Consider the following 18,707-nt stretch of genomic DNA (forward strand, 5'->3'; position numbering starts at 1 on the left):
CGACGGCCCGGCGCGGGGCCCAGGTCATAGGGTGGTCCCGTGGCGACCCTTCTGCTTCTGCGACACGGCCGAACCACGGCGAACGCCGATGGCGGCCTGGCCGGTCGGCAACCGGTCGAGTTGGACGACACCGGGCGCGCCCAGGCCACCGCGGTCGGCGAGCGGTTGCGGGCGGTGCCGCTGGCCGCTGTGGTGACCAGCCCGCTCATCCGCTGCCGGCAGACCCTGGAGCTGGCGCTCCCGCAGGCCGCCCCGGTGGTCGAGGACGGGCTGATCGAGTGCGACTACGGCAGCTGGGAGGGGCAGCCGCTGAAGAAACTCGCCAAGGAGCCGCTCTGGCCGGTCGTCCAGCAGCACCCCAGCGCGGCGGTCTTCCCGGGTGGCGAGGCGATGGCCGCGATGGCGGCACGTGCCGTGGCGGCGGTGCGTTCCTGGGACGCCCAGGTGACCGCCGAGCACGGGCCCGAGGCGGTCTGGTTGGCGTGCAGCCACGGCGATGTGATCAAGGCCATCGTGGCGGACGCGCTCGGCGTACACCTGGATGCCTTTCAGCGGATCGTGGCCGACCCGGCGTCGGTGACGGCGATCCGGTTCACGCCGCTGCGTCCGTTTCTGGTGCGACTCAACGACACCGGTGGCGACCTGGCGACGCTGGTGCCACCGCCGGCCAAGCGGCGTCGGCGCGCGAACCGGGTGGCCGACTCGGACGCGGCCGTCGGCGGTGGAGCGGGTGCGTCGCGGTGAGGCGCGTCACGACACCGCCTGCGGCCGGGGCGTCAGCGCACGCCGGAAAGGCCGCCACGCCCGGGTTTAGCCCCTGGTACGCCGGGCGCGCCGCCGCTGCGGCGATTCGCGTCGGTGGGGTGCGCGACGCCAAGGCGGGCCGGATAGGGTCGTGGGTATGACCCACCAGGTGCACGCCTTCGAACCGCCGGAGCGGTTCGTCGCCGGGACTGTCGGGCCGCCGGGGGAGCGCACGTTCTTCCTGCAGGCCCGCGGCGGCGGCAGGCTGGTCAGCGTCGCGCTGGAGAAGGTCCAGGTTTCCCTGCTCGCCGAGAAGCTTGAGGAACTGCTCACCGAGGCGCAGCGTCGCTTCGGGGTGGACCTGCCCGAGCTGGCGCCGGTGATCGGCGACAACGAGCCACTGGACACTCCCGTCGACGAGGAGTTCCGGGTCGGGACGCTCGGGCTGGCCTTCGACGTGGACACGGCGACAGTGGTGATCGAGGCGATCGCGGCGGGCGAGGTGGAGCCCGAGGTCGAGCTCGGCGACGAGGACGACGAGGACGAGGACGACGACGAGGACGACGAGCCCGACGAGGACCTGGACCGGCTCCGGGTCCGGCTCACCCCGCAGGCGACCCGCCAGTTCATCGAGCGGGCCCGGCGAGTGGTCAACGCGGGCCGGCCACCGTGCCCGCTCTGCGGCCAACCGTTGGACCCCGCCGGGCACCTCTGCCCGCGGCACAACGGTTATCACCGGTGACCTCGTCCGGCCTCCAGCCTCGCCAGGACGGCGACGCCGCGCTGCGGCTACTGCGTGACGGCGTCCTCGACCTGGAGGGTCGGCTGGTCGACGCGTCGAACACGACGCTGCGCGGCATCCTGACCCTGGACGGGTTGACCGCCCGCTGCGTCTACAAGCCGGTCCGGGGCGAGCGCCCACTCTGGGACTTCCCCGACGGCACCCTGGCCGGTCGGGAGGTCTCGGCGTACCTGGTCTCCCGGGCCACCGGATGGGACCTGGTGCCGCCCACAGTGCTGCGGGACGGCCCGTTCGGCTCCGGCTCCTGCCAGCTGTGGATCGACGAGCCGGAGGACGCCGAACCACTTGTCGGTTTCCTGCCCGCCGGGGAGTTGCCGCCACGCTGGATCCCGATCGCCGCCGCGCGGGACGACGACGGCGCCGCGTACGCCCTCGCCCACGCCGACGACCCGCGGCTGGCCCGGCTCGCGGTGCTCGACGCGGTGCTCAACAACGCCGACCGTAAGGGCGGTCACGTGCTCATCGGTGCCGACGACCGGATCTACGGCGTGGACCACGGGGTGAGCTTCCACGTGGAGGACAAGCTACGCACTGTGCTCTGGGGCTGGGCCGGTAAGCGGCTGCCCGCGGACGCCGTGGAGATGCTCGACGCGCTGGCCGGGCAGGTCGCCGGCGCACTCGGTGCCGAGCTGGCCGACCATCTGACCATCAGCGAGGTGGCCGAGGTGGCCGCCCGGGTCGACCGACTGCGCGAGACCGGCTGCTTCCCCCAGCCTCCGGAGGACTGGCCGGCGATGCCCTGGCCGCCCATGTGACCCGCTGTCATCTTGATCACCCGTGGGGTGCTCCGGCGTTGTCGCCGGGCTGGCTAGGCTGATCCCATGGAGTCTTGGGCGGGACACGAGGTGCCACGGCTGCCGGGCAGGGGCGAGCCACTGGCGTTGTACGACTCGGCGCGGCAGGGTGTCCATCCGAGTGAGCCGGCCGACGCGGGCAGCATGTACGTCTGCGGCATCACCCCGTACGACGCCACCCACCTCGGCCACGCCGCCACCATGATCACGTTCGACCTGGTGCAGCGGATGTGGCGCGACGCCGGCCGCCCGGTGCGCTACGTGCAGAACGTCACCGACATCGACGACCCGCTGCTGGAGCGGGCCGCCCGCGACGGCGAGGACTGGGTGGTCCTGGCGATGCGCGAGACGGCGCTGTTCCGGGAGGACATGGAGGCGCTGCGGATCATCCCGCCGGCGCACTACGTGGGTGCGGTCGAGTCGATCCCGGACATCGCCGACAAGGTAGAGGTGCTGCTCAAGGACGGCGCCGCGTACCGGCTCGACGACGGCACCGGGGACGTCTACTTCGACATCTCCGCCACGCCCCGCTTCGGCTACGAGTCGAACCTGACCCGCGAGCAGATGCTGGAGATCTTCCCCGAGCGCGGCGGCGACCCCGACCGGGCCGGCAAGCGGGACCCACTGGACCCGCTGCTGTGGCGCGGCGCCCGCGAGGGCGAGCCGTCCTGGCCGGGCGGCGAGCTGGGCCCGGGCCGCCCCGGCTGGCACATCGAGTGCGCGGTGATTGCGCTCAACCTGCTCGGCGACCGGATCGACGTGCAGGGCGGCGGCAACGACCTGCTGTTCCCGCACCACGAGGCCTCCGCCGCGCACGCCGAGCGGCTCACCGGCCAGGCGCCGTTCGCCGAGCACTACGTCCACGCCGGCATGATCGGTCTGGACGGCGAGAAGATGTCCAAGTCCCGCGGCAACCTGGTCTTCGTGTCCCGGCTGCGCGCCGACAAGGTCGACCCGATGGCGATCCGGCTGGCGCTGATCTCCGGGCACTACCGCAGCGACCGCACCTGGACCGACGACCTGCTCACCGCCGCGCACGAGCGCCTGGACCGTTGGCGGCGGGCCGCCGCCGCGCCCGCCGGGCCGTCCGGGGTCGAGCTGCTGGCCGAGGTACGCGCACGCCTGGCCGACGACCTGGACACCCCCGGCGCCCTGGCCGCAGCCGACCGCTGGGCCGAGGCGACCCTCGCCGGTGCCACCGACGACCCCGAAGCGCCCGCCCTCTTCGCGAACACCGTAGACGCCCTCCTGGGCATCCGCCTCTAGCCCCTCGCAGGCCTGCGTCTTCCGTTGGCTGGCGCCGTCCGCTGGCCTGCGTCGTCCGTTGGCCTGTGTCGTCCGTTGGCCTGCGTCGATCATGGAGTTGTGGTGGCCGGTACGGGGTGCGGTGCACCTTGTGCGAGGCGCCACAACTCCATGATCGACGGAGCGCTCTGGGTGCGGCATGACCCCGTCGGGCCGCGCCCCACACCTCGCCGCCGATCTTGCACTTTTTGACGTTACGAAAGGTGCCAATCGGGGGCAAACGGGTGACAGGAAGTGCAAGATCGCCGGGCCGGGCAGGGCAGGGCAGGGGCGGGTTAGCCCAGGACCAGGCCGGGGTCGGGTTCCGGGTCGGGGGTCGGGCCGGGGATCTTGTATTCCTCGGTGAGGGTGGTCATGGGGCCGGGCCAGGTCGCCTGGGACACCTCGATCGGCTTGCGGTGCGCGTCGTACGCGACGTGCAGCAGGTGCAGCACCGGGGTGTCCGGCCGGATCTGGAGGGTCTCGGCCTCCTCCCGGCTCGGCTGGCGGGCGCTGATCGTGTCGGTGGCCGAGACGTACCGCCGTCCGGTCGCTTCCTCGGCCTCCTGGTAGAGCGGCCGGCCGAACGCCTCGGTGCGCTCCAGCGAGGTGCCTGCGGTGTCGCGGGGCAGGAACCAGGAGGCGCCCACCTCGACGGGGGAGTCGTCGGTGCGGACGAGGTGCCGGCGGCAGAGCAGGTTGGTGCCGTCGGACACGCCGAAGGCGTCGGCCACCTCGGCGGGGGCGGGGGCGTGCCCCACGGAGACGAGCTGTTGGCGATATCGGGCGGCCAGGTCGGTGTGGTAGCCGCGGAAGCCGCCGTACCGGCCTCGGGAGAGGCGGTTGAGGCGGCGGCGGGTGCCCCGGACGTACGTGCCGGAGCCGGGTTTGGTGATCAGGATGCCCTCGACCCGCAGTTGGTCCACGGCGCGTTGCACTGTCTGCTTGGCGACGCCGAACATCTCGGCGATGGCCGGGATGGACGGTAGCCGCTCGCCCGGCCCCCAGTCGCCCCGGCGGACCTGGGCCTTGAGCTGCGCGGCGATCTGTCGGTGCGGGAACTCGGCGGCCCCGGGATTGATCTGCACACCCGCCTCCTTGATCACATCTAGGTTCCTAGGATGCCCCAGCGAGTGTGACGGCGCCACCCCGGACACGCGAAAACGGGCCCCCGGACCACAGAAGGTCCGAAGGCCCGCAACGAAACAGTGCTACCAGGAGCCGGCGGTGGGGCCGGCCGAACCGCCCCGGCGGCGCAGGTACTTCTCGAACTCCTGGGCGATCTCGTCACCGGTCAACGGGGTGATTCCCTCGTCGCCGACCCTTTCTTCCAGCTCGCGGACGTACTCGCCCAGCTCGGCGTCCTGCTCCGCGGCGCTGCGCACCCGCTGCTCCCACTCGGCGGACTCCTCGGCCAGGTCGGCCATCGGCACCGGCAGGTCGACGACCTCCTCGACCCGGTGCAGCAGGGCGAGGGTGGCCTTCGGGCAGGGCGGGTTGTTTGCGTAGTGCGGCACGTGCACCCAGAACGAGACGGCGTCCACCTCGGCGCGGGTGCAGGCGTCGTGCAGCACGCCGACGATGCCGGTCGGCCCGTCGTACCGGGTGGGAGTGAGCTGGTAGCGCTCGGCGGCCTGCGCGTCGGAGGCGCTGCCGCTGATCGGCAGCGGCCGGGTGTACGGCACGTCGGCCAGCAAGGCGCCGAGCAGCACCACCCGTTCCACCTCCAGGCTGTGGCAGATCTCCAGAACCTGCTCGCAGAACGTCCGCCAGCGCATGCTCGGCTCGATGCCGCGGATCAGCACCACGTCGCGGTCGGTGCCCTCCGGGCTGGCCACCATGAACCGGGTCGTCGGCCACTCCACCCGCCGGGTCTCCCCGTCGGCCATCGTGATGGTGGGCCGGCTGACCTGGAAGTCGTAGAAGTCCTCCGGATCCAGCTCGGCGATCTGCCGGGCGTTCCAGACCTGCTCCAGGTGCTCGACCGCGGCGGTGGACGCGTCGGCGGCGTCATTCCAGCCCTCGAACGCGGCGATCGCCACCGGGGACCGCAGCACCGGCAGTCCGTCGAACTCGGTCACGCCGTCACCTCACCCTGCTCGTCGCGGCTGGCGTCGGGACCGCGCCCGGTCGTCATACCGTGTGGCCCGGCGGCGTCCCTGTTGTCCTTCACGTCCGTCAGCCTACGTGCAGGGCGAGGGTGCGGCCCGCCGGCCGCGCCGGTCGGCCGCTCCGGCAGCAGGTCATACCCGAACGAACCAGACAGGGTGATCCCCGTGACACAATAGGGGATCGCTCGAGGAGAGTCGTGGAGTCCGGCCGGATCGCACTAACCTGAACGGGTGCGGACTTCATTGATGGATGTGCTGGCTGATCGCATTCTCCTCGCCGACGGCGCGATGGGCACGATGCTTCAGGCCGCGGACCTCACGCTCGACGACTTCGACGGGCTGGAGGGGTGCAACGAGATCCTCAACGTCACCCGCCCGGACGTGGTACGCGGGGTGCACGACGCCTACCTGGCCGTCGGTGCCGACTGCGTGGAGACCAACACCTTCGGGGCCAACCTCGCCAACCTCGCCGAGTACGACATCCCGCACCGCATCCGCGAGTTGTCCGAGGCGGGCGCCCGGATCGCTCGGGAGGCCGCCGACGCGGCCAGCACCCCGGAGCGGCCCCGGTTCGTGCTCGGCTCGATCGGGCCGGGCACCAAGCTGCCCACCCTCGGGCACGCCGCCTACTCGACCCTGCGCGACGCCTACCAGGAGAACGCCGCGGGTCTGATCGTCGGCGGCGCGGACGCGCTGATCATCGAGACCTGCCAGGACCTGCTCCAGGTCAAGGCGGCAGTGGTCGGGTCGAAGCGGGCCATGGCCGAGCTGGGCCAGTCGGTGCCGATCATCTGTCACGTGGCGGTGGAGACCACCGGCACCATGCTGGTCGGCAGCGAGATCGGGGCGGCCCTCGCCGCGATCGAGCCGCTCGGTGTGGACCTGATCGGGCTCAACTGCTCGACCGGCCCGGCCGAGATGAGCGAGCACCTGCGCTACCTGTCGCAGCACTCCCGCATCCCGCTGTCGGTAATGCCGAACGCCGGCCTGCCGGTGCTGACCGCCGACGGGGCGTACTTCCCGCTGACTCCCGTAGAGCTGGCCGAGGCCCTGGAGCGGTTCATCACCGAGTACGGCGTGGGGCTGGTCGGTGGCTGCTGCGGCACCACCCCGGAACACATCCGGGTGCTGTCCGAGCGGCTGCACGGCGTCACCGCCCCGGCCCGCGAGCCCCGGCACGAGGCGGGCGTCTCCTCGGTCTACCACCCGGTGCCGTTCGCCCAGGACGCGTCGGTGCTGATGGTGGGGGAGCGGACCAACGCCAACGGCTCGAAGGCGTTCCGGGAGGCGATGCTCGCCGGCGACTGGCGGGCCTGTGTGGAGATCGCCCGCAGTCAGGCACGCGACGGCTCGCACCTGCTCGACCTGTGTGTGGACTACGTCGGCCGCGACGGCACGCAGGACATGCGCGAGCTGGCCGGGCGGTTCGCCACCGCGTCGACCCTGCCGATCATGTTGGACTCCACCGAGCCGGCGGTGATCGAGGCCGGGCTGGAGATGCTCGGTGGCCGATGCGTGGTCAACTCGGTGAACTTCGAGGATGGCGACGGCCCCGAGTCCCGGTACGGGCGGGTGATGCCGGTGATCCGGGAGCACGGTGCCGCAGTAGTCGTGATGTGCATCGACGAGGAAGGGCAGGCGCGCACCGCGGCGGACAAGGTCCGCATCGCCTCGCGCACCATCGACGACCTGACCGGCCGGTGGGGGATGGACCTGTCCGACATCCTGATCGACACGCTGACCTTCCCGATCGCCACCGGGCAGGAGGAGACCCGCCGCGACGGACTGGAGACCATCGAGGCGATCCGGGAAATCGCCCGGCGTTACCCAGGGATCAACTTCACCCTCGGCATCTCGAACATCTCCTTCGGGCTCAACCCGGCGGCCCGGCAGGTGCTCAACTCGGTGTTCCTGCACGAGTGCGTGCAGGCCGGCCTGACCTCCGCGATCGTGCACGCCAGCAAGATCCTGCCGATGTCGAAGATTCCCGACGAGCAGCGCGAGGTCGCCCTCGACATGGTCTACGACCGGCGCCGCGAGGGCTATGACCCGTTGCAGCGCTTCCTGGAGCTCTTCGAGGGCGTCGACGTGACCAGCGCACGGGCCAGCCGGGCACAGGAGTTGGCCGCGCTGCCGTTGGACGAGCGGCTCAAGCGGCGGATCATCGACGGTGAGCGCAACGGCCTGGAGGCCGACCTCGACGAGGCGATGGCCGGTGGCCGGTCCCCACTGTCGATCATCAACGACATCCTGCTGGACGGCATGAAGGTGGTCGGCGAGCTGTTCGGCTCCGGCCAGATGCAGCTGCCGTTCGTGCTCCAGTCCGCCGAGGTGATGAAGACCGCGGTGGCCTACCTGGAACCGCACATGGAGACCCTCGAGGACGGCGGCAAGGGCCGCATCGTGCTCGCCACAGTGCGCGGCGACGTGCACGACATCGGCAAGAACCTGGTCGACATCATCCTGTCCAACAACGGCTACGAGGTGGTGAACATCGGCATCAAGCAGCCGATCAGCGCCATCCTGGACGCCGCCGAGCAGCACCGCGCCGACGCGATCGGCATGTCCGGGCTGCTGGTCAAGAGCACTGTCATCATGAAGGAGAACCTGGCCGAGATGGCCACCCGCGGGGTGGCGGAGCGCTGGCCGGTCCTGCTGGGTGGGGCGGCGCTGACCCGCGCGTACGTCGAGGACGACCTGCGGTCGACGTTCCCCGGGCAGGTGCACTACGCGCGGGACGCGTTCGAGGGTCTGTCCCTGATGGACAGGGTGATGACCGCCAAGCGCGGCGGCGCCCCGGTGATCGACCCGGAGCGGGAGGCGGCCCTCGCGGCCCGGCGGGCGCGCCGGGAACGGCAGCGCTCAATGGTCACCACGTCGCTGCCGGAGCTGCACGACTCCTCGGTCCGCTCCGACGTGGCCGCCGACGTGTCGGTGCCCACCCCGCCGTTCTTCGGCACCCGCGTGGTCAAGGGCGTGCCGATGGCCGACTACGCCGCGCTGCTCGACGAGCGGGCCACCTTCTCCGGGCAGTGGGGGCTGCGCGGCGCCCGGAGCGGCAGCGGACCCTCCTACGAGGAGCTGGTCGAGACCGAGGGCCGCCCGCGGCTGCGGTACTGGCTGGACCGGCTGATCGCCGACCAGGTCCTTGAGGCAGCCGTGGTGTACGGCTACTTCCCCGCGTACTCCGAGGGCAATGACCTGGTGGTGCTCGACGAGAACGGGCACGCGGAGCGCGCCCGGTTCTCCTTCCCGCGCCAGCGGCAGGAGCGGCGGCTCTGCCTGGCGGACTTCTTCAAGCCACAGGGCGACCAGCTCGATGTGGTCGCGTTGCAACTGGTCACCGTCGGTCAGCCGGTCAGCGAGTACGCGGCGAAGCTGTTCGCCCGCAACGAGTACCGCGACTACCTGGAGGTGCACGGCCTCTCCGTGCAGCTCACCGAGGCCCTCGCCGAGTACTGGCACCAGCGCATCCGCGCCGAGATGACCCTGCCTGACGGTCGTCCGCTGGGGCACGACGACCCGGCGGACCTGGCCGGCATCCTGCACAACGACTACCGGGGTTGCCGGTACGCGTTCGGCTACCCGGCCTGCCCCGACCTGGAAGACCGGGCGAAGATCATGGATCTGCTCGGTGCGGACCGGATCGGGGTCGAGTTGTCCGAGGAGTTCCAGCTCATGCCGGAGCAGGCCACCGACGCGATAGTGGTCCACCACCCGGAGGCCAACTACTTCAACGCCAAGTGACAGGCTCAGGCGCCCTGAACCGCACCTGTTGGTCGGCGCCGGCGATCAGCAAAGCCCTTGGTGGGGCAGCCAGCGTGTAGGCGAAGCGCATCAGCTCGACCGGGACCTGATTTCGGCGGCCCGCCTCCAGTCGTGGTGGGGTGAGCGCCTCCTCAGGAAGACCAACAGGGCGGGCAGCAGCGCGGCCGCGACCAGGAGCGGACTCCGGCGGCACCGTCCTGGTTGGTCGGTCCAGATAGAACTGAGGGCCGATAGCTTGCGCCTGGCTCGGGAGATCCGTGGGTGTGAACTGTGGCCGGCCGAGCGCAACCTGGCTTCCGATGGCTCGTCGAGGATTCGCCATGGCGATACTCACACTCGGTGCACAGTGGCCGGTAATCCGTCACGCATATGCGAGCATCGACTCACGCTACGTAAGTGCGGCCGTTGGGTGGTTGGGGGAACATGCCCAAGAGTCAGGTGCGGCGTGACCAGTTCGGAGGCCTCCTCAGGACCCTCCGCTTGGAGCGGCGGCTGACCCAGGAGGAGCTTGCCGAGTCGGCCGGTTCCAGTGTCCGCGGCATCCGGGAGATGGAGCGCGGCCGGGTGCGCAGCCCGCAACGACGGACGGTGGTGCTGCTCGCCGACGCCCTGCGGCTGGCCGGGGCGGACCGCGACCGTTTCGTCGCCCTGGCCCGGGTCGAGAGGCAACCGCACGACCGCGCGGAGGCGCCGGGCGACCGCGCGGAGGCGCCGTACGACCGAGCGGCGATGGTCGTACCCGGGGAACTGCCCGCCGCCGTTCCGGACCTGGCCGGCCGGGCGGAGATCCTGGAACGGCTCGCGGCGCTGGCCGCCGACGTCACCGCAGGGCGGCCGGACACCGCCTCGGTGGTGGTGCTGCACGGGCCGCCGGGGATCGGCAAGACCAGCCTCGCCGTCGCCGCTGGACATCGACTCAGCCCGGCCTTCGCCGGCGGACAGCTCTTCGTCGACCTGCAGGGCGTCTCACCGGACGGCCCGGTCGATCCGGCCGAGGCGCTGGCCGGACTGCTGCGGTCGCTCGGGGTGCCGGACAGCCGGGTGCCGGTGTCGCTGGCCGAGCGGGGTGGCCTGTTCCGCACCCTCACCCGGGACCGGCCGCTGCTGGTGGTCCTGGACAATGCCGCAAGCGAGGCACAGGTACGCCCACTGCTGCCGGCCGGGCGGGGATGCCTCGCGCTGGTCACCTGCCGGCGTCCACTGACTGGCCTTGCCGGTGCGGTCCGCCTGCCGCTCGACCTGCTCACCCCCGGCAGCCGGTCGACTGCTGCTCGCGGCGATCGTCGGTGCCGACCGGATCGCCGCCGAGCCGGTCGCGGCCGACCAACTGGTCAAACTCTGCGGCCGGCTGCCGCTGGCCGTCCGGATCGCCGGCAACCGCCTCGTCAGCCGACCGCAATGGTCGGTCGGTTGGCTGGTGGACCTGCTCCACGACCAGCGTCGGCGCCTCACCGTGTTGACCGCTGGAGACCTGGGCGTCCGATCCGCGTTCGAGGTCTCCTATCGGCAATTGGACCCGATGACCGCGCGAGTGTTCCGGCGGGCCTCGCTGATTCCCGGCACCGACTTCGAACCCGCGCTGGTCGCCGCCGTGGCCGGCACCGCCGAGGAGACCGCGGCGGCGGCCCTGGAGGAGTTGGTCGAGGCTGGTGTTCTCCTGACCCTGGGGGACCGGTACCAGTTTCACGACCTGGTCCGGCTCTACGCCCAGGAACGCCTCGACGCCGAGGAACAACAGGTCTGCCGGACGGAGGCGCACGATCAGATGGTCGGCTGGCTGCTGCGGCGTACCCGGCAGGCCGGCTTGATGTTCGAACCGGTCGCCTGTCGGGTCGATTCCCCGTTCGACGACGATCGGGCGGCGGCGTACTGGTTGGATCGGGAGTCCGGCAACTGGCTGGCGGCGCTGCGCGACGCGGCGCGGCGCGGTCGGCACGCCGACGTGGTCGCGGTCACCAGGGATCTGCACTGGTACTCGGACGCCAACAGTCACCGGCACTCCTGGGACGAGATCTTCTCGCTGGGAGTGGCCGCGGCCCGGGCCGCCGGTAGCCCTCGCGACGAGGCGGTCCTGCTGAACTTCCTGGGCTGGGCCCGGTACTTCTGCCGGGACCGCAACACCGATGGGCTGGCTGCCCTGGACCGGGCGCTGGAGTTGGCCCGGCTGATCGGGGACCGCCGGGAGGAGGCGTGGGCGCTGACCTACACCGCCGCGATCTTCATTCGGATCGGCAGCGGTGTGCTAGCCGTCGACCATTGCCGCCGGGCCGTCGGCCTGTTTCGCGAGATCGGGTACGCCCTCGGCGAGCACGGCGCGGCGAGCGTGCAGGGCGGAGCGCTGGCCGCGCTCGGCCGGTTCGCCGAAGCAGCCGACCTGCACCGCGACGTGCTGGCGTTCTACGGCCGCGGCAGCGGCCTCAGCCGTACCGGCGCGGTGGTGGCGAGGGCCGGGGCGATGATGAGTCTCGGGGCGGACCTGGCCGGGATGGGCCAGTGGCGGGCCGCCGCCGACGAGTACGCCGACGCCCGGCGGCTGTTCCACAGCTGCGGCGCGACGTTCAGCGAGGCCAACGCCATCCACCGGTACGGACTCGCGCTCCGGGCGTTGGGTGAGGTCGACGCGGCGGCCGAAGCGCTGGGGGCGGCGCTGGCCCTGTATACCGCGCTGTCCTGCCCGTGGTGGGAGGCGCAGACCCTGTACGCGCTCGCGGCGCTGGCCGGATCGGCTGCGGGCGGGGCCGCCGACGCCCGCCGGCTGCGCGAGCGGGCGCTCGACCGGTGCGGCGAACTCGACGCACCGGAGGTGCGGACCCTGCGCGCCACCCTGCGACGGGAACTGGCCGGGTTCTGACCGACACGCACCGGGCCCCGCCGGCGATGCGGCGGGGTCCGGTGTCGGTGGACAGGGTCAGTTGCAGGTGGTGCCGTTGAGGGTGAACGGGGACGGGGTGGCGGGGGAGCCGTTCGCGGTGAAGCCGAAGTTGACGGCGCCGCCGGTCGGGATGCTGGCGTTGTGGTTCTCGTTGGTCACAGTCACCGCTGCGCCGGTCTGCTGGAAGATGCCGTTCCAGTGGCCCTGGATGAGTTGTCCACCCGGGAAGGCAAAGCCCAACGACCAGCTGTTGGTGGCCGGGCCGTCGTTGTAGACGGTGACGCTGGCGCTGTAGCCGGTGCCCCACGAGTTGGTGACGACGAAGGAGACCCGGCAGGTGCTGGCGATCGTCGTCGCCGGCACGATGTTGCCGTAGTCGTCGCGGGCGGTGGCGAAGTCCTGGAAGCCGAAGCCCCGACCGGCCGATCGGGTGGTGGTGCCGGCGGCGAGCACCGTGCCGTTGGCGTTGACGGAGTAGACCGGGCCGCCACTGTCGCCGCCCCGGGCGGCCTCCTGGCCGTCGAGCTGGGTGGCCTCGACGAGGTCCTCGATGTCGTCGTAGTGGAAGTCGACCCGCAGGTTGCAGACCGGACCGCCGACCTCACCCGCGGAGGTGTACCCGGACTGGCACAGCAGCTGGCCGGGGAAGACCTCGGTCCAGCCGACCACCTGGGCGCGGACCTCGTCATGCTGACCGCCGACGTAGAGGTGGTCGCCGGGCGTCGACGTCGAAATGATCATCGTGTCGTGGTCGTCGTTGCTGTCGACCGCGTAGCCGACCAGCGTGCCGGTGCCGGTGGACAAGCCGACGTGCCAGGGTGAGCCGATGGCACCGCAGTGTTCGGCGGTGAGGAGGTAACCGGCGTCGGTGTCCACGTCGCGTACGCCGAAGCCTGCGGTGCACCAGGGTATGGTGACCCCGATGGACGCCCCGCCGTCGAACGGCGCGGCATCGTTGGCCCGCGACCGTTCGACCATCCGGTCGCTCCTGACGAAGCTGGTACGCACGCCGGTGGCCGGCAGCTTCGGCAGCTTGGCGCCCGCGGTGTAGTCCACGCCGATCTCGATGCCGGTGCCGTCGGTGCGCAGCCGGACCGAGTGGCTGGCGTCCGCCGGGTCGGCCTTCACCACCGGGGTGAGGGCGGCAGCCGCCTTGCGCAGTTCGGCGCGGGAGTAGGTGGCGTTGGCCACCTCGACCGGCGCGGCGCGGCGGGCAGCGGTGACGGCTGCGGCGATGTCGGTGGGCGGCACACCCTTCCACCACAGGGTGACGTGGTCGTCGACCAGGCCGATGCCGGCATAGCCGCGGGCCGGCGCGCGTTCCACAGCGGTGCGGATGACATTGGCCGCGTCGACCAGTGGGGCCTGGGCGACCATCTGGTCCAGGGTCTGTGCCGGGATGAGGTCGAGGAGGGACTCGGCGGCACCGGCGGCCCCCGGTTGACCGGACTCCGCGTACGCGGAGGCGGGACCGGTGAGCGCCGTTGCGCCGACCAGTGCCCCGACGACCACCGTACGGGTGATCGCTTTCCGTATTGATGTCATGCCGCTGAGTCAAGCAACGTTCGCTGCCGGGAGACAGGCAGGACGCCCGGCAGGAGTCAACATGCCGGCGGTCCTGCCGGCTGGCCGGGCCGTCCTGCCGCAAACAGCCCGTTCTTCATGTCGAGAACGGTCGGGTGGCTCCGTCCTCGGGGAGGATGCGGTCACCGTGAGCGCACCAGAGCAGGGAGATCCAGCATGGCGATCCAGCGGATGGACAACGTCCTCATCGTTGTCGAGGACCTCGACGCGGTCATCGCGTTCTTCGTCGAACTCGGCATGGAGTTGGAGGGGCGGGGGCCGGTAGAGGGGCGGTGGGTCGAGCGTGTCATCGGCATCGACGACGTCCGGCAGGAGGTCGCGATGCTGCGGACCCCGGACGGCCACGGCAAGGTCGAGCTGGCGATGTTCCACCGACCGGCGGCGATCGGCGGGGAACCGAAGGACGCGCCGGCGAACACGCTGGGCATTCGCCGCATCATGTTCGCCGTCGACGACATCGAGGACGTGATCACCCGGCTGCGCGGCCACGGCGCCGAACTCGTCGGGGAGTTGGAGCGATACGAGGACGCCTACCGGCTCTGCTACGTCCGTGGCCCGGAGGGCATCATCGTCGGCCTGGCCGAACAGCTCCGCTGACGGCCGCCGTGGGTCGGCCCCCTACTTCGCGGATACGGGGGCCTCGTGCGCGATGGAGACAGTTGCGCGGATATTGGGCCCCGCTAGGCTCCCGCGCCGCGCGGGAAGGTTTCGCGCAGCGCCGGGTCCAGCGGGCGGCCGCTCGTCGGTTCGATGAACAGGTTCGCGAGCAGGAGGTCGGCGAGGTAGCTGGGGTTGACGCCCGACTCCTTGCGCCCGAGGGACTGTAGCGCGCCGCCCAGTCGCAGCGCGGCCTTCGCGGCGCCGGACGGCATCCGCGCGACCCGGCGGGATCGGCCCACCGCCTCGGCGATGCGCCCGATCATGTCGGTCCAGGTGAGGTTCTCGTCGGCGACCGGGATGTCCGCACCGCTGGCCTGCTCCAGGGCGTCGACCGCGACCTCGGCCACGCTGCGGGCGGAGGCCGCGGCGCTGCCGCCGGTCGGGGCGACCAGAGGGGTACGCGAGCGGGCCCACCGGTCCAGCGGACCGGCCCAGTTGGGCAGTCGGTCGCCGGCCCGACCGAAGACGAACGGCAGTTCGAGTACGGCGACCGGCAGACCCTCGCCGGCAGCCGCCCGCCCCTCCCGGGCCTGCTCCAGGCGGCACCGGATGTACGTGTGCCGTTCGGCGAGGCGCCACTGCGGGTGGAGCCGGTCGAAGTAGGTGTAGTAGGAGCCCATCACGACGCCCCGGGTGAGACCTTCGAGGCGGGCGGCGGTGAACAGGCGTACCACCGGGTCGACGTTGTCGCGGCGGAACTCGGGGTAGATCGGTTTGGGCAGCGGTCGTTGCTCCTCGGTGCGGGTGGCGTACACGACGCCGTCGTGACCGGCGAGCAGCGGCCGCAGGTCCTCGATCGAGGCGGACCCGACATCGAGCAGGTGGTCGACGTCGGGTCGCGCGGTACGCGCCACGGTGGTCGCGGCATGGCCACGCTCCCGAAGAACGTCCACGACGTGAGCGCCGATCAGGCCGCTGCCACCCACCACAAGAATTCGCACGGTGCATCGTCCACTCTGGAACCCGCCCTTTGTCAAGCCGCCCGTCGCTGCGGCAAGGGCGTCGAGGGGGTGCTGGTCCAGCATGAGCGCGTGCTGCGCCTCGGCGGTCGTGTTGTACGACCGCATCAACGACCCGGAGGAGCCGCTGCGCGTGTACGCCGACCTGGCCGGGCATCCCTTCTGCGTCTTCGTCGGCTGAGCGGGGTGCCGGCACCTCGCCGGAGCGGCAGGTTGACAACGGGCGAGGATGGCGTCCGCAACCCCGACATTCGCATAGGTTCGAGGTACGCAACACCATCGCTGTGAAACGGGGTTGAGAATGCCGGAGCCGCGCGCCTTCTGGCTGGACGAGCAGTTCGACCGTGAGCACGGCACCGACGGGCGCGGCCGGTACGAGGCCGAGGTGTTTCGTCGGATCGACGAGTTCGCCGACACCTGGGGTGACTTCGCGCCCGTGGCGTTCGCGGTGACCGCCTGGCGGCTGGCCACCGAGCTGTCGCCGGGCTTCGTGCGCTGGCACCGGCGGATCATCTCGGCGACCTGCGCGCGTAGCCCGTGGGACGGCAGCCTGGTCTGCGAGGTGACACTGGCCTCCCGCTGGCCGGCCGAGCTGACCTGGACCAAGCAGTGGCAGCGCGATCGTGGTTGGCAGAACTGGCCCCAGCTGTTCGGCCAGTTCACCACGCCCACCGAGCAGGACCAGACGCGCCGCCCGTATCTGCGCGCGTTGCTTCAGGTGGAGGCGCCGGTCCCGTTGGATGACCTGCCGCCCACGCCCGACGGTCCGGACGACGAGGTCGCCGCGGCGGCGCGCCGGGCCGTGGCGGTGGCGGCCCGGGAGCTCAACGATCTCCTCGCGCCGATGATCGGGCAGCTCGATGCCGGGGTGCCGGCGGACTCCTGAGAAACCCGCCGGCCGGTATGGTCGTCGGCGTGGATCTGGACGACACCGCCGCCCGGCTCGGGGTGCCCGTCGAGGAGGTCGAGCGCGTGCACCGGCTCGCCGGTGACGGGCCGTCAGCTCCGTTGCCGGCCAAGGCCGACGCGTCCGCGCTCCTCGACCGGCTCGCCGTGCCGCCGGACGACGCCGCGGAGATCATGGCGGGCTGGCCCGACCCCGACTCTCCGCTCTGGATTCCGGAGTTGCGCTGGCTGCTCGACCGCTCGATCGCCCTGGTCCGCGCCGACCTCGCGGGCTACGACTGGCTGTCGCCCGGCCCGGAGCTGCCCCGAGACCGAGGCCCGGCCTGGCGCCATCTCTACGTGTACGCGTACCTGGCCCTGGTCGACGTGGTGCACGGGTACCACCGCGACCACGGCATCCCCGATGCCGTGACCTGGGTGACCCTGGCTGACCTGGGCCGCAACCTCGCCATCGACCGGCGGATGCGCGGCGAGGGTTGGCCGATCATGCAGAGCTGGCTGACGCTGCACTCGCGCGGCAGCGTCTACGAGCTGGGCCGGCTACAGCACCAGCGTGGCGACGACGCCATCGGCCTGCACGTCCCCGATTCGGGGCCGTTGACCCCGGAGGCGGTCGAGGCGTCCCTCGACGAGGCCCGCGCGTTCTTCCCCCGGCATTTCCCCGACGAGCGCTACACCGCGTTCTCCTGCGCCTCGTGGCTCCTCGACCCGCAGCTGCGGGAGTACCTACCGGAGGACTCCAACATCGTGCGGTTCCAGCGCCGGTTCGAGCTGGAGCCCTACGACGAGTCGGCGGGGCCGGACGCCGACATCGAGGTGTTGCGGTTCGGGTTCCGGACCCTGACCACCCCGCTCGGCGAGCTGCCGCGCCGCACGGTGCTCCAACGCGCGATCATCGACCACCTGCGGGCCGGCGGTCACTGGCACTGGCGCCACGGCCGCTTCCCGATCTAGGCACTCGCGTCCCACCACGCGCCGTTGGCGGCCGCCTGGGCGGCCGGTTCGATGACTTCCCACACCTCCGCGATCAGTCCGTCGGCGATCCGCAGGACGTCGACGACCACGATCTCCGGCCCCCCGTCGGGGAGTCGGCGTCGCGAGTGCACCACGACGTGGTCACCGTCGGCCAGTAGGTGCAGGATGTCGACCCGCATGCCGGCGGTCGGGCCCAGCGCGGCGCGGACCGCGGCGAGCCACTGCGCCCTGGTCGAGGTCGTCGAATCCGACCGGTGATGGGTGAAGTCCTCGCTCAGGTACGACGCGAGCGTGTCGACGTCGCCGGTGTCGACCAGCCCCGCCAACGCACGACCGACGATGCTCTTGTTCTCGGTGCTCATGGCCGCAAGTGTTTCCCCGGCCTCGTGTGCTTGTCGATGACATCGCACTTCATGGTGTCCCGGGCGACGATGAGTAGGCTCATGATCGTGTATGCGGTCGGAGAACTCCTGCGGCGGTGGCGCAAGCGCCGAGGGCTCAGCCAGCTCGACCTGGCGATCGCCGCGGATGTCTCGGCTCGGCACGTCAGCCTGGTCGAGACCGGCAAGTCCACGCCGAGCGCCGACATGATCCTCCGGCTCGCCGACCAGCTCCACGTGCCACTGCGTGATCGCAACCAGCTGTTGCTCGCCGCCGGCTTCGCGCCCCGGTACGCGCAGCGCCCGCTCGACGACGCCGCACTGTCGGGTGCCCTCGACGCGGTCCGCAGGGTGCTCCAGGCGCACGAGCCGTATCCGGCGCTGGTCTTCGACCGCCGGTGGAACATCGTGCTGACCAACCGCGCGGTCGACCCGTTCTTCGCGTACGTGGCACCCGACCTGTTGCGACCGCCGGTGAACCTGGTTCGGCTGGGCCTGCACCCGCGCGGGCTCGCCCCTCTGGTCGTCAACCTGGCGGACGTGCGGGCGGTGTTCCGCAGCCGGATCTCACGCCAGCTCGCCGCAGCGCCCGACGCGGAACTCGCGGCGCTCTACGAAGAACTGCTGAGCCCGCTGCCCGAGGAGCCACCGGACCAACGGGTCGACGCCGACGTGGTGATCCCGATGATCCTGCGGATCGGTGGACGCGAGCTGCGGCTGTTCTCGACCATCACCACGTTCGGCACCCCGATGGACATCACCATCGAGGAGATCGCTGTGGAGTCCTACTATCCGGCCGATCCGCAGAGCGCCGCCTACTTCACACGGTAGGGCCCGGCCTGGTCGCCGCCCAGGCCGGGCCCACCAC

General features: G+C 71.5%; 16 protein-coding genes and 1 pseudogene. 12 read left to right on the forward strand and 5 right to left on the reverse strand.

The annotated features are described in order from the left end of the window. The first annotated feature begins 39 nt into the window (after window positions 1–39). From PSH03_RS08825 to mshC, 4 genes are all read left to right on the forward strand, one after another. On the forward strand, window positions 40–744 hold the full coding sequence (locus tag PSH03_RS08825) for an MSMEG_4193 family putative phosphomutase (RefSeq protein WP_238688822.1): 705 nt from the start codon (window positions 40–42) through the stop codon (window positions 742–744). 157 nt (window positions 745–901) lie between these two features. Then, a complete protein-coding gene (locus PSH03_RS08830; RefSeq protein ID WP_179778971.1) occupies window positions 902–1,486 on the forward strand; it encodes a DUF3090 domain-containing protein in 585 nt (194 codons plus the stop codon). Then, window positions 1,483–2,301, forward strand: a complete 819-nt coding sequence (locus PSH03_RS08835) for an SCO1664 family protein (protein ID WP_238688823.1) — start codon at window positions 1,483–1,485, stop codon at window positions 2,299–2,301. The genes PSH03_RS08830 and PSH03_RS08835 overlap by 4 nt, the downstream gene beginning before the upstream one ends. 66 nt (window positions 2,302–2,367) lie before the next feature. Continuing rightward, the gene (gene mshC, locus PSH03_RS08840) at window positions 2,368–3,606 is read left to right on the forward strand and encodes a cysteine--1-D-myo-inosityl 2-amino-2-deoxy-alpha-D-glucopyranoside ligase (RefSeq protein ID WP_238688824.1); all 1,239 of its coding nucleotides are present in this window, start codon (window positions 2,368–2,370) and stop codon (window positions 3,604–3,606) included. A 314-nt stretch (window positions 3,607–3,920) separates the two neighbouring features. Here mshC and PSH03_RS08845 read toward each other — a convergent pair whose 3' ends face one another. Together PSH03_RS08845 and PSH03_RS08850 are read right to left on the reverse strand one after the other, a co-directional pair. Continuing rightward, window positions 3,921–4,712 carry a GntR family transcriptional regulator gene (locus PSH03_RS08845; RefSeq protein ID WP_091408867.1) on the reverse strand — a complete coding sequence of 264 codons (792 nt, stop codon included), beginning with the start codon at window positions 4,710–4,712 and terminating at the stop codon, window positions 3,921–3,923. Window positions 4,713–4,835: 123 nt separating this feature from the next. Beyond that, window positions 4,836–5,705 (reverse strand): PAC2 family protein, encoded by an 870-nt coding sequence (locus PSH03_RS08850; protein ID WP_030332815.1) that lies wholly within the window; start codon window positions 5,703–5,705, stop codon window positions 4,836–4,838. 276 nt (window positions 5,706–5,981) lie between these two features. Between PSH03_RS08850 and metH the strand changes: the two genes are divergently transcribed. From metH to PSH03_RS08860, 3 genes and pseudogenes are all read left to right on the forward strand, one after another. Beyond that, window positions 5,982–9,482 (forward strand): methionine synthase, encoded by a 3,501-nt coding sequence (gene metH, locus PSH03_RS08855; RefSeq protein ID WP_247668985.1) that lies wholly within the window; start codon window positions 5,982–5,984, stop codon window positions 9,480–9,482. Between the two features lie 444 nt (window positions 9,483–9,926). Next, a pseudogene (locus PSH03_RS32995) lies at window positions 9,927–10,133 on the forward strand (helix-turn-helix domain-containing protein); the annotation flags it as partial. A gap of 580 nt (window positions 10,134–10,713) precedes the next feature. Further along, the gene (locus PSH03_RS08860; RefSeq protein WP_238688825.1) at window positions 10,714–12,354 is read left to right on the forward strand and encodes a hypothetical protein; all 1,641 of its coding nucleotides are present in this window, start codon (window positions 10,714–10,716) and stop codon (window positions 12,352–12,354) included. Between the two features lie 57 nt (window positions 12,355–12,411). Here PSH03_RS08860 and PSH03_RS08865 read toward each other — a convergent pair whose 3' ends face one another. Continuing rightward, on the reverse strand, window positions 12,412–13,920 hold the full coding sequence (locus tag PSH03_RS08865) for a cellulose binding domain-containing protein (RefSeq protein ID WP_238688826.1): 1,509 nt from the start codon (window positions 13,918–13,920) through the stop codon (window positions 12,412–12,414). A gap of 195 nt (window positions 13,921–14,115) precedes the next feature. Here PSH03_RS08865 and PSH03_RS08870 point away from each other — a divergent pair, with 195 nt between their 5' ends. Next, window positions 14,116–14,556: a VOC family protein gene (locus tag PSH03_RS08870; protein WP_238688827.1), complete on the forward strand. Its 441-nt coding sequence runs from the start codon at window positions 14,116–14,118 to the stop codon at window positions 14,554–14,556. An 83-nt stretch (window positions 14,557–14,639) separates the two neighbouring features. On the opposite strand, the gene PSH03_RS08875 is transcribed toward PSH03_RS08870, so the two are convergent. Then, entirely contained in the window at window positions 14,640–15,560 is a 921-nt protein-coding gene (locus PSH03_RS08875) for an NAD-dependent epimerase/dehydratase family protein (RefSeq protein WP_238688828.1), read from the reverse strand. 82 nt (window positions 15,561–15,642) lie between these two features. On the opposite strand from PSH03_RS08875, the gene PSH03_RS33155 reads away from it, so the two are divergent. The 3 genes from PSH03_RS33155 to PSH03_RS08885 all read left to right on the forward strand — a co-directional run bounded on the left by PSH03_RS33155 (window position 15,643) and on the right by PSH03_RS08885 (window position 17,438). Beyond that, window positions 15,643–15,759, forward strand: coding sequence for a VOC family protein (locus PSH03_RS33155; protein ID WP_441005696.1), 117 nt, complete (start codon window positions 15,643–15,645; stop codon window positions 15,757–15,759). Window positions 15,760–15,879: 120 nt separating this feature from the next. Next, window positions 15,880–16,464: a hypothetical protein gene (locus PSH03_RS08880; protein ID WP_238688829.1), complete on the forward strand. Its 585-nt coding sequence runs from the start codon at window positions 15,880–15,882 to the stop codon at window positions 16,462–16,464. Between the two features lie 29 nt (window positions 16,465–16,493). Continuing rightward, window positions 16,494–17,438: an acyltransferase domain-containing protein gene (locus PSH03_RS08885; RefSeq protein WP_210781687.1), complete on the forward strand. Its 945-nt coding sequence runs from the start codon at window positions 16,494–16,496 to the stop codon at window positions 17,436–17,438. On the opposite strand, the gene PSH03_RS08890 is transcribed toward PSH03_RS08885, so the two are convergent. Next, window positions 17,435–17,821, reverse strand: a complete 387-nt coding sequence (locus PSH03_RS08890) for a nuclear transport factor 2 family protein (RefSeq protein WP_210781688.1) — start codon at window positions 17,819–17,821, stop codon at window positions 17,435–17,437. The genes PSH03_RS08885 and PSH03_RS08890 overlap by 4 nt on opposite strands. A gap of 81 nt (window positions 17,822–17,902) precedes the next feature. Here PSH03_RS08890 and PSH03_RS08895 point away from each other — a divergent pair, with 81 nt between their 5' ends. Then, window positions 17,903–18,670: a helix-turn-helix domain-containing protein gene (locus tag PSH03_RS08895; protein WP_210781689.1), complete on the forward strand. Its 768-nt coding sequence runs from the start codon at window positions 17,903–17,905 to the stop codon at window positions 18,668–18,670. Window positions 18,671–18,707 lie beyond the last annotated feature (37 nt).

It is taken from the genome of Micromonospora salmantinae (assembly GCF_022230905.1).
Lineage (GTDB): Bacteria > Actinomycetota > Actinomycetes > Mycobacteriales > Micromonosporaceae > Micromonospora > Micromonospora salmantinae.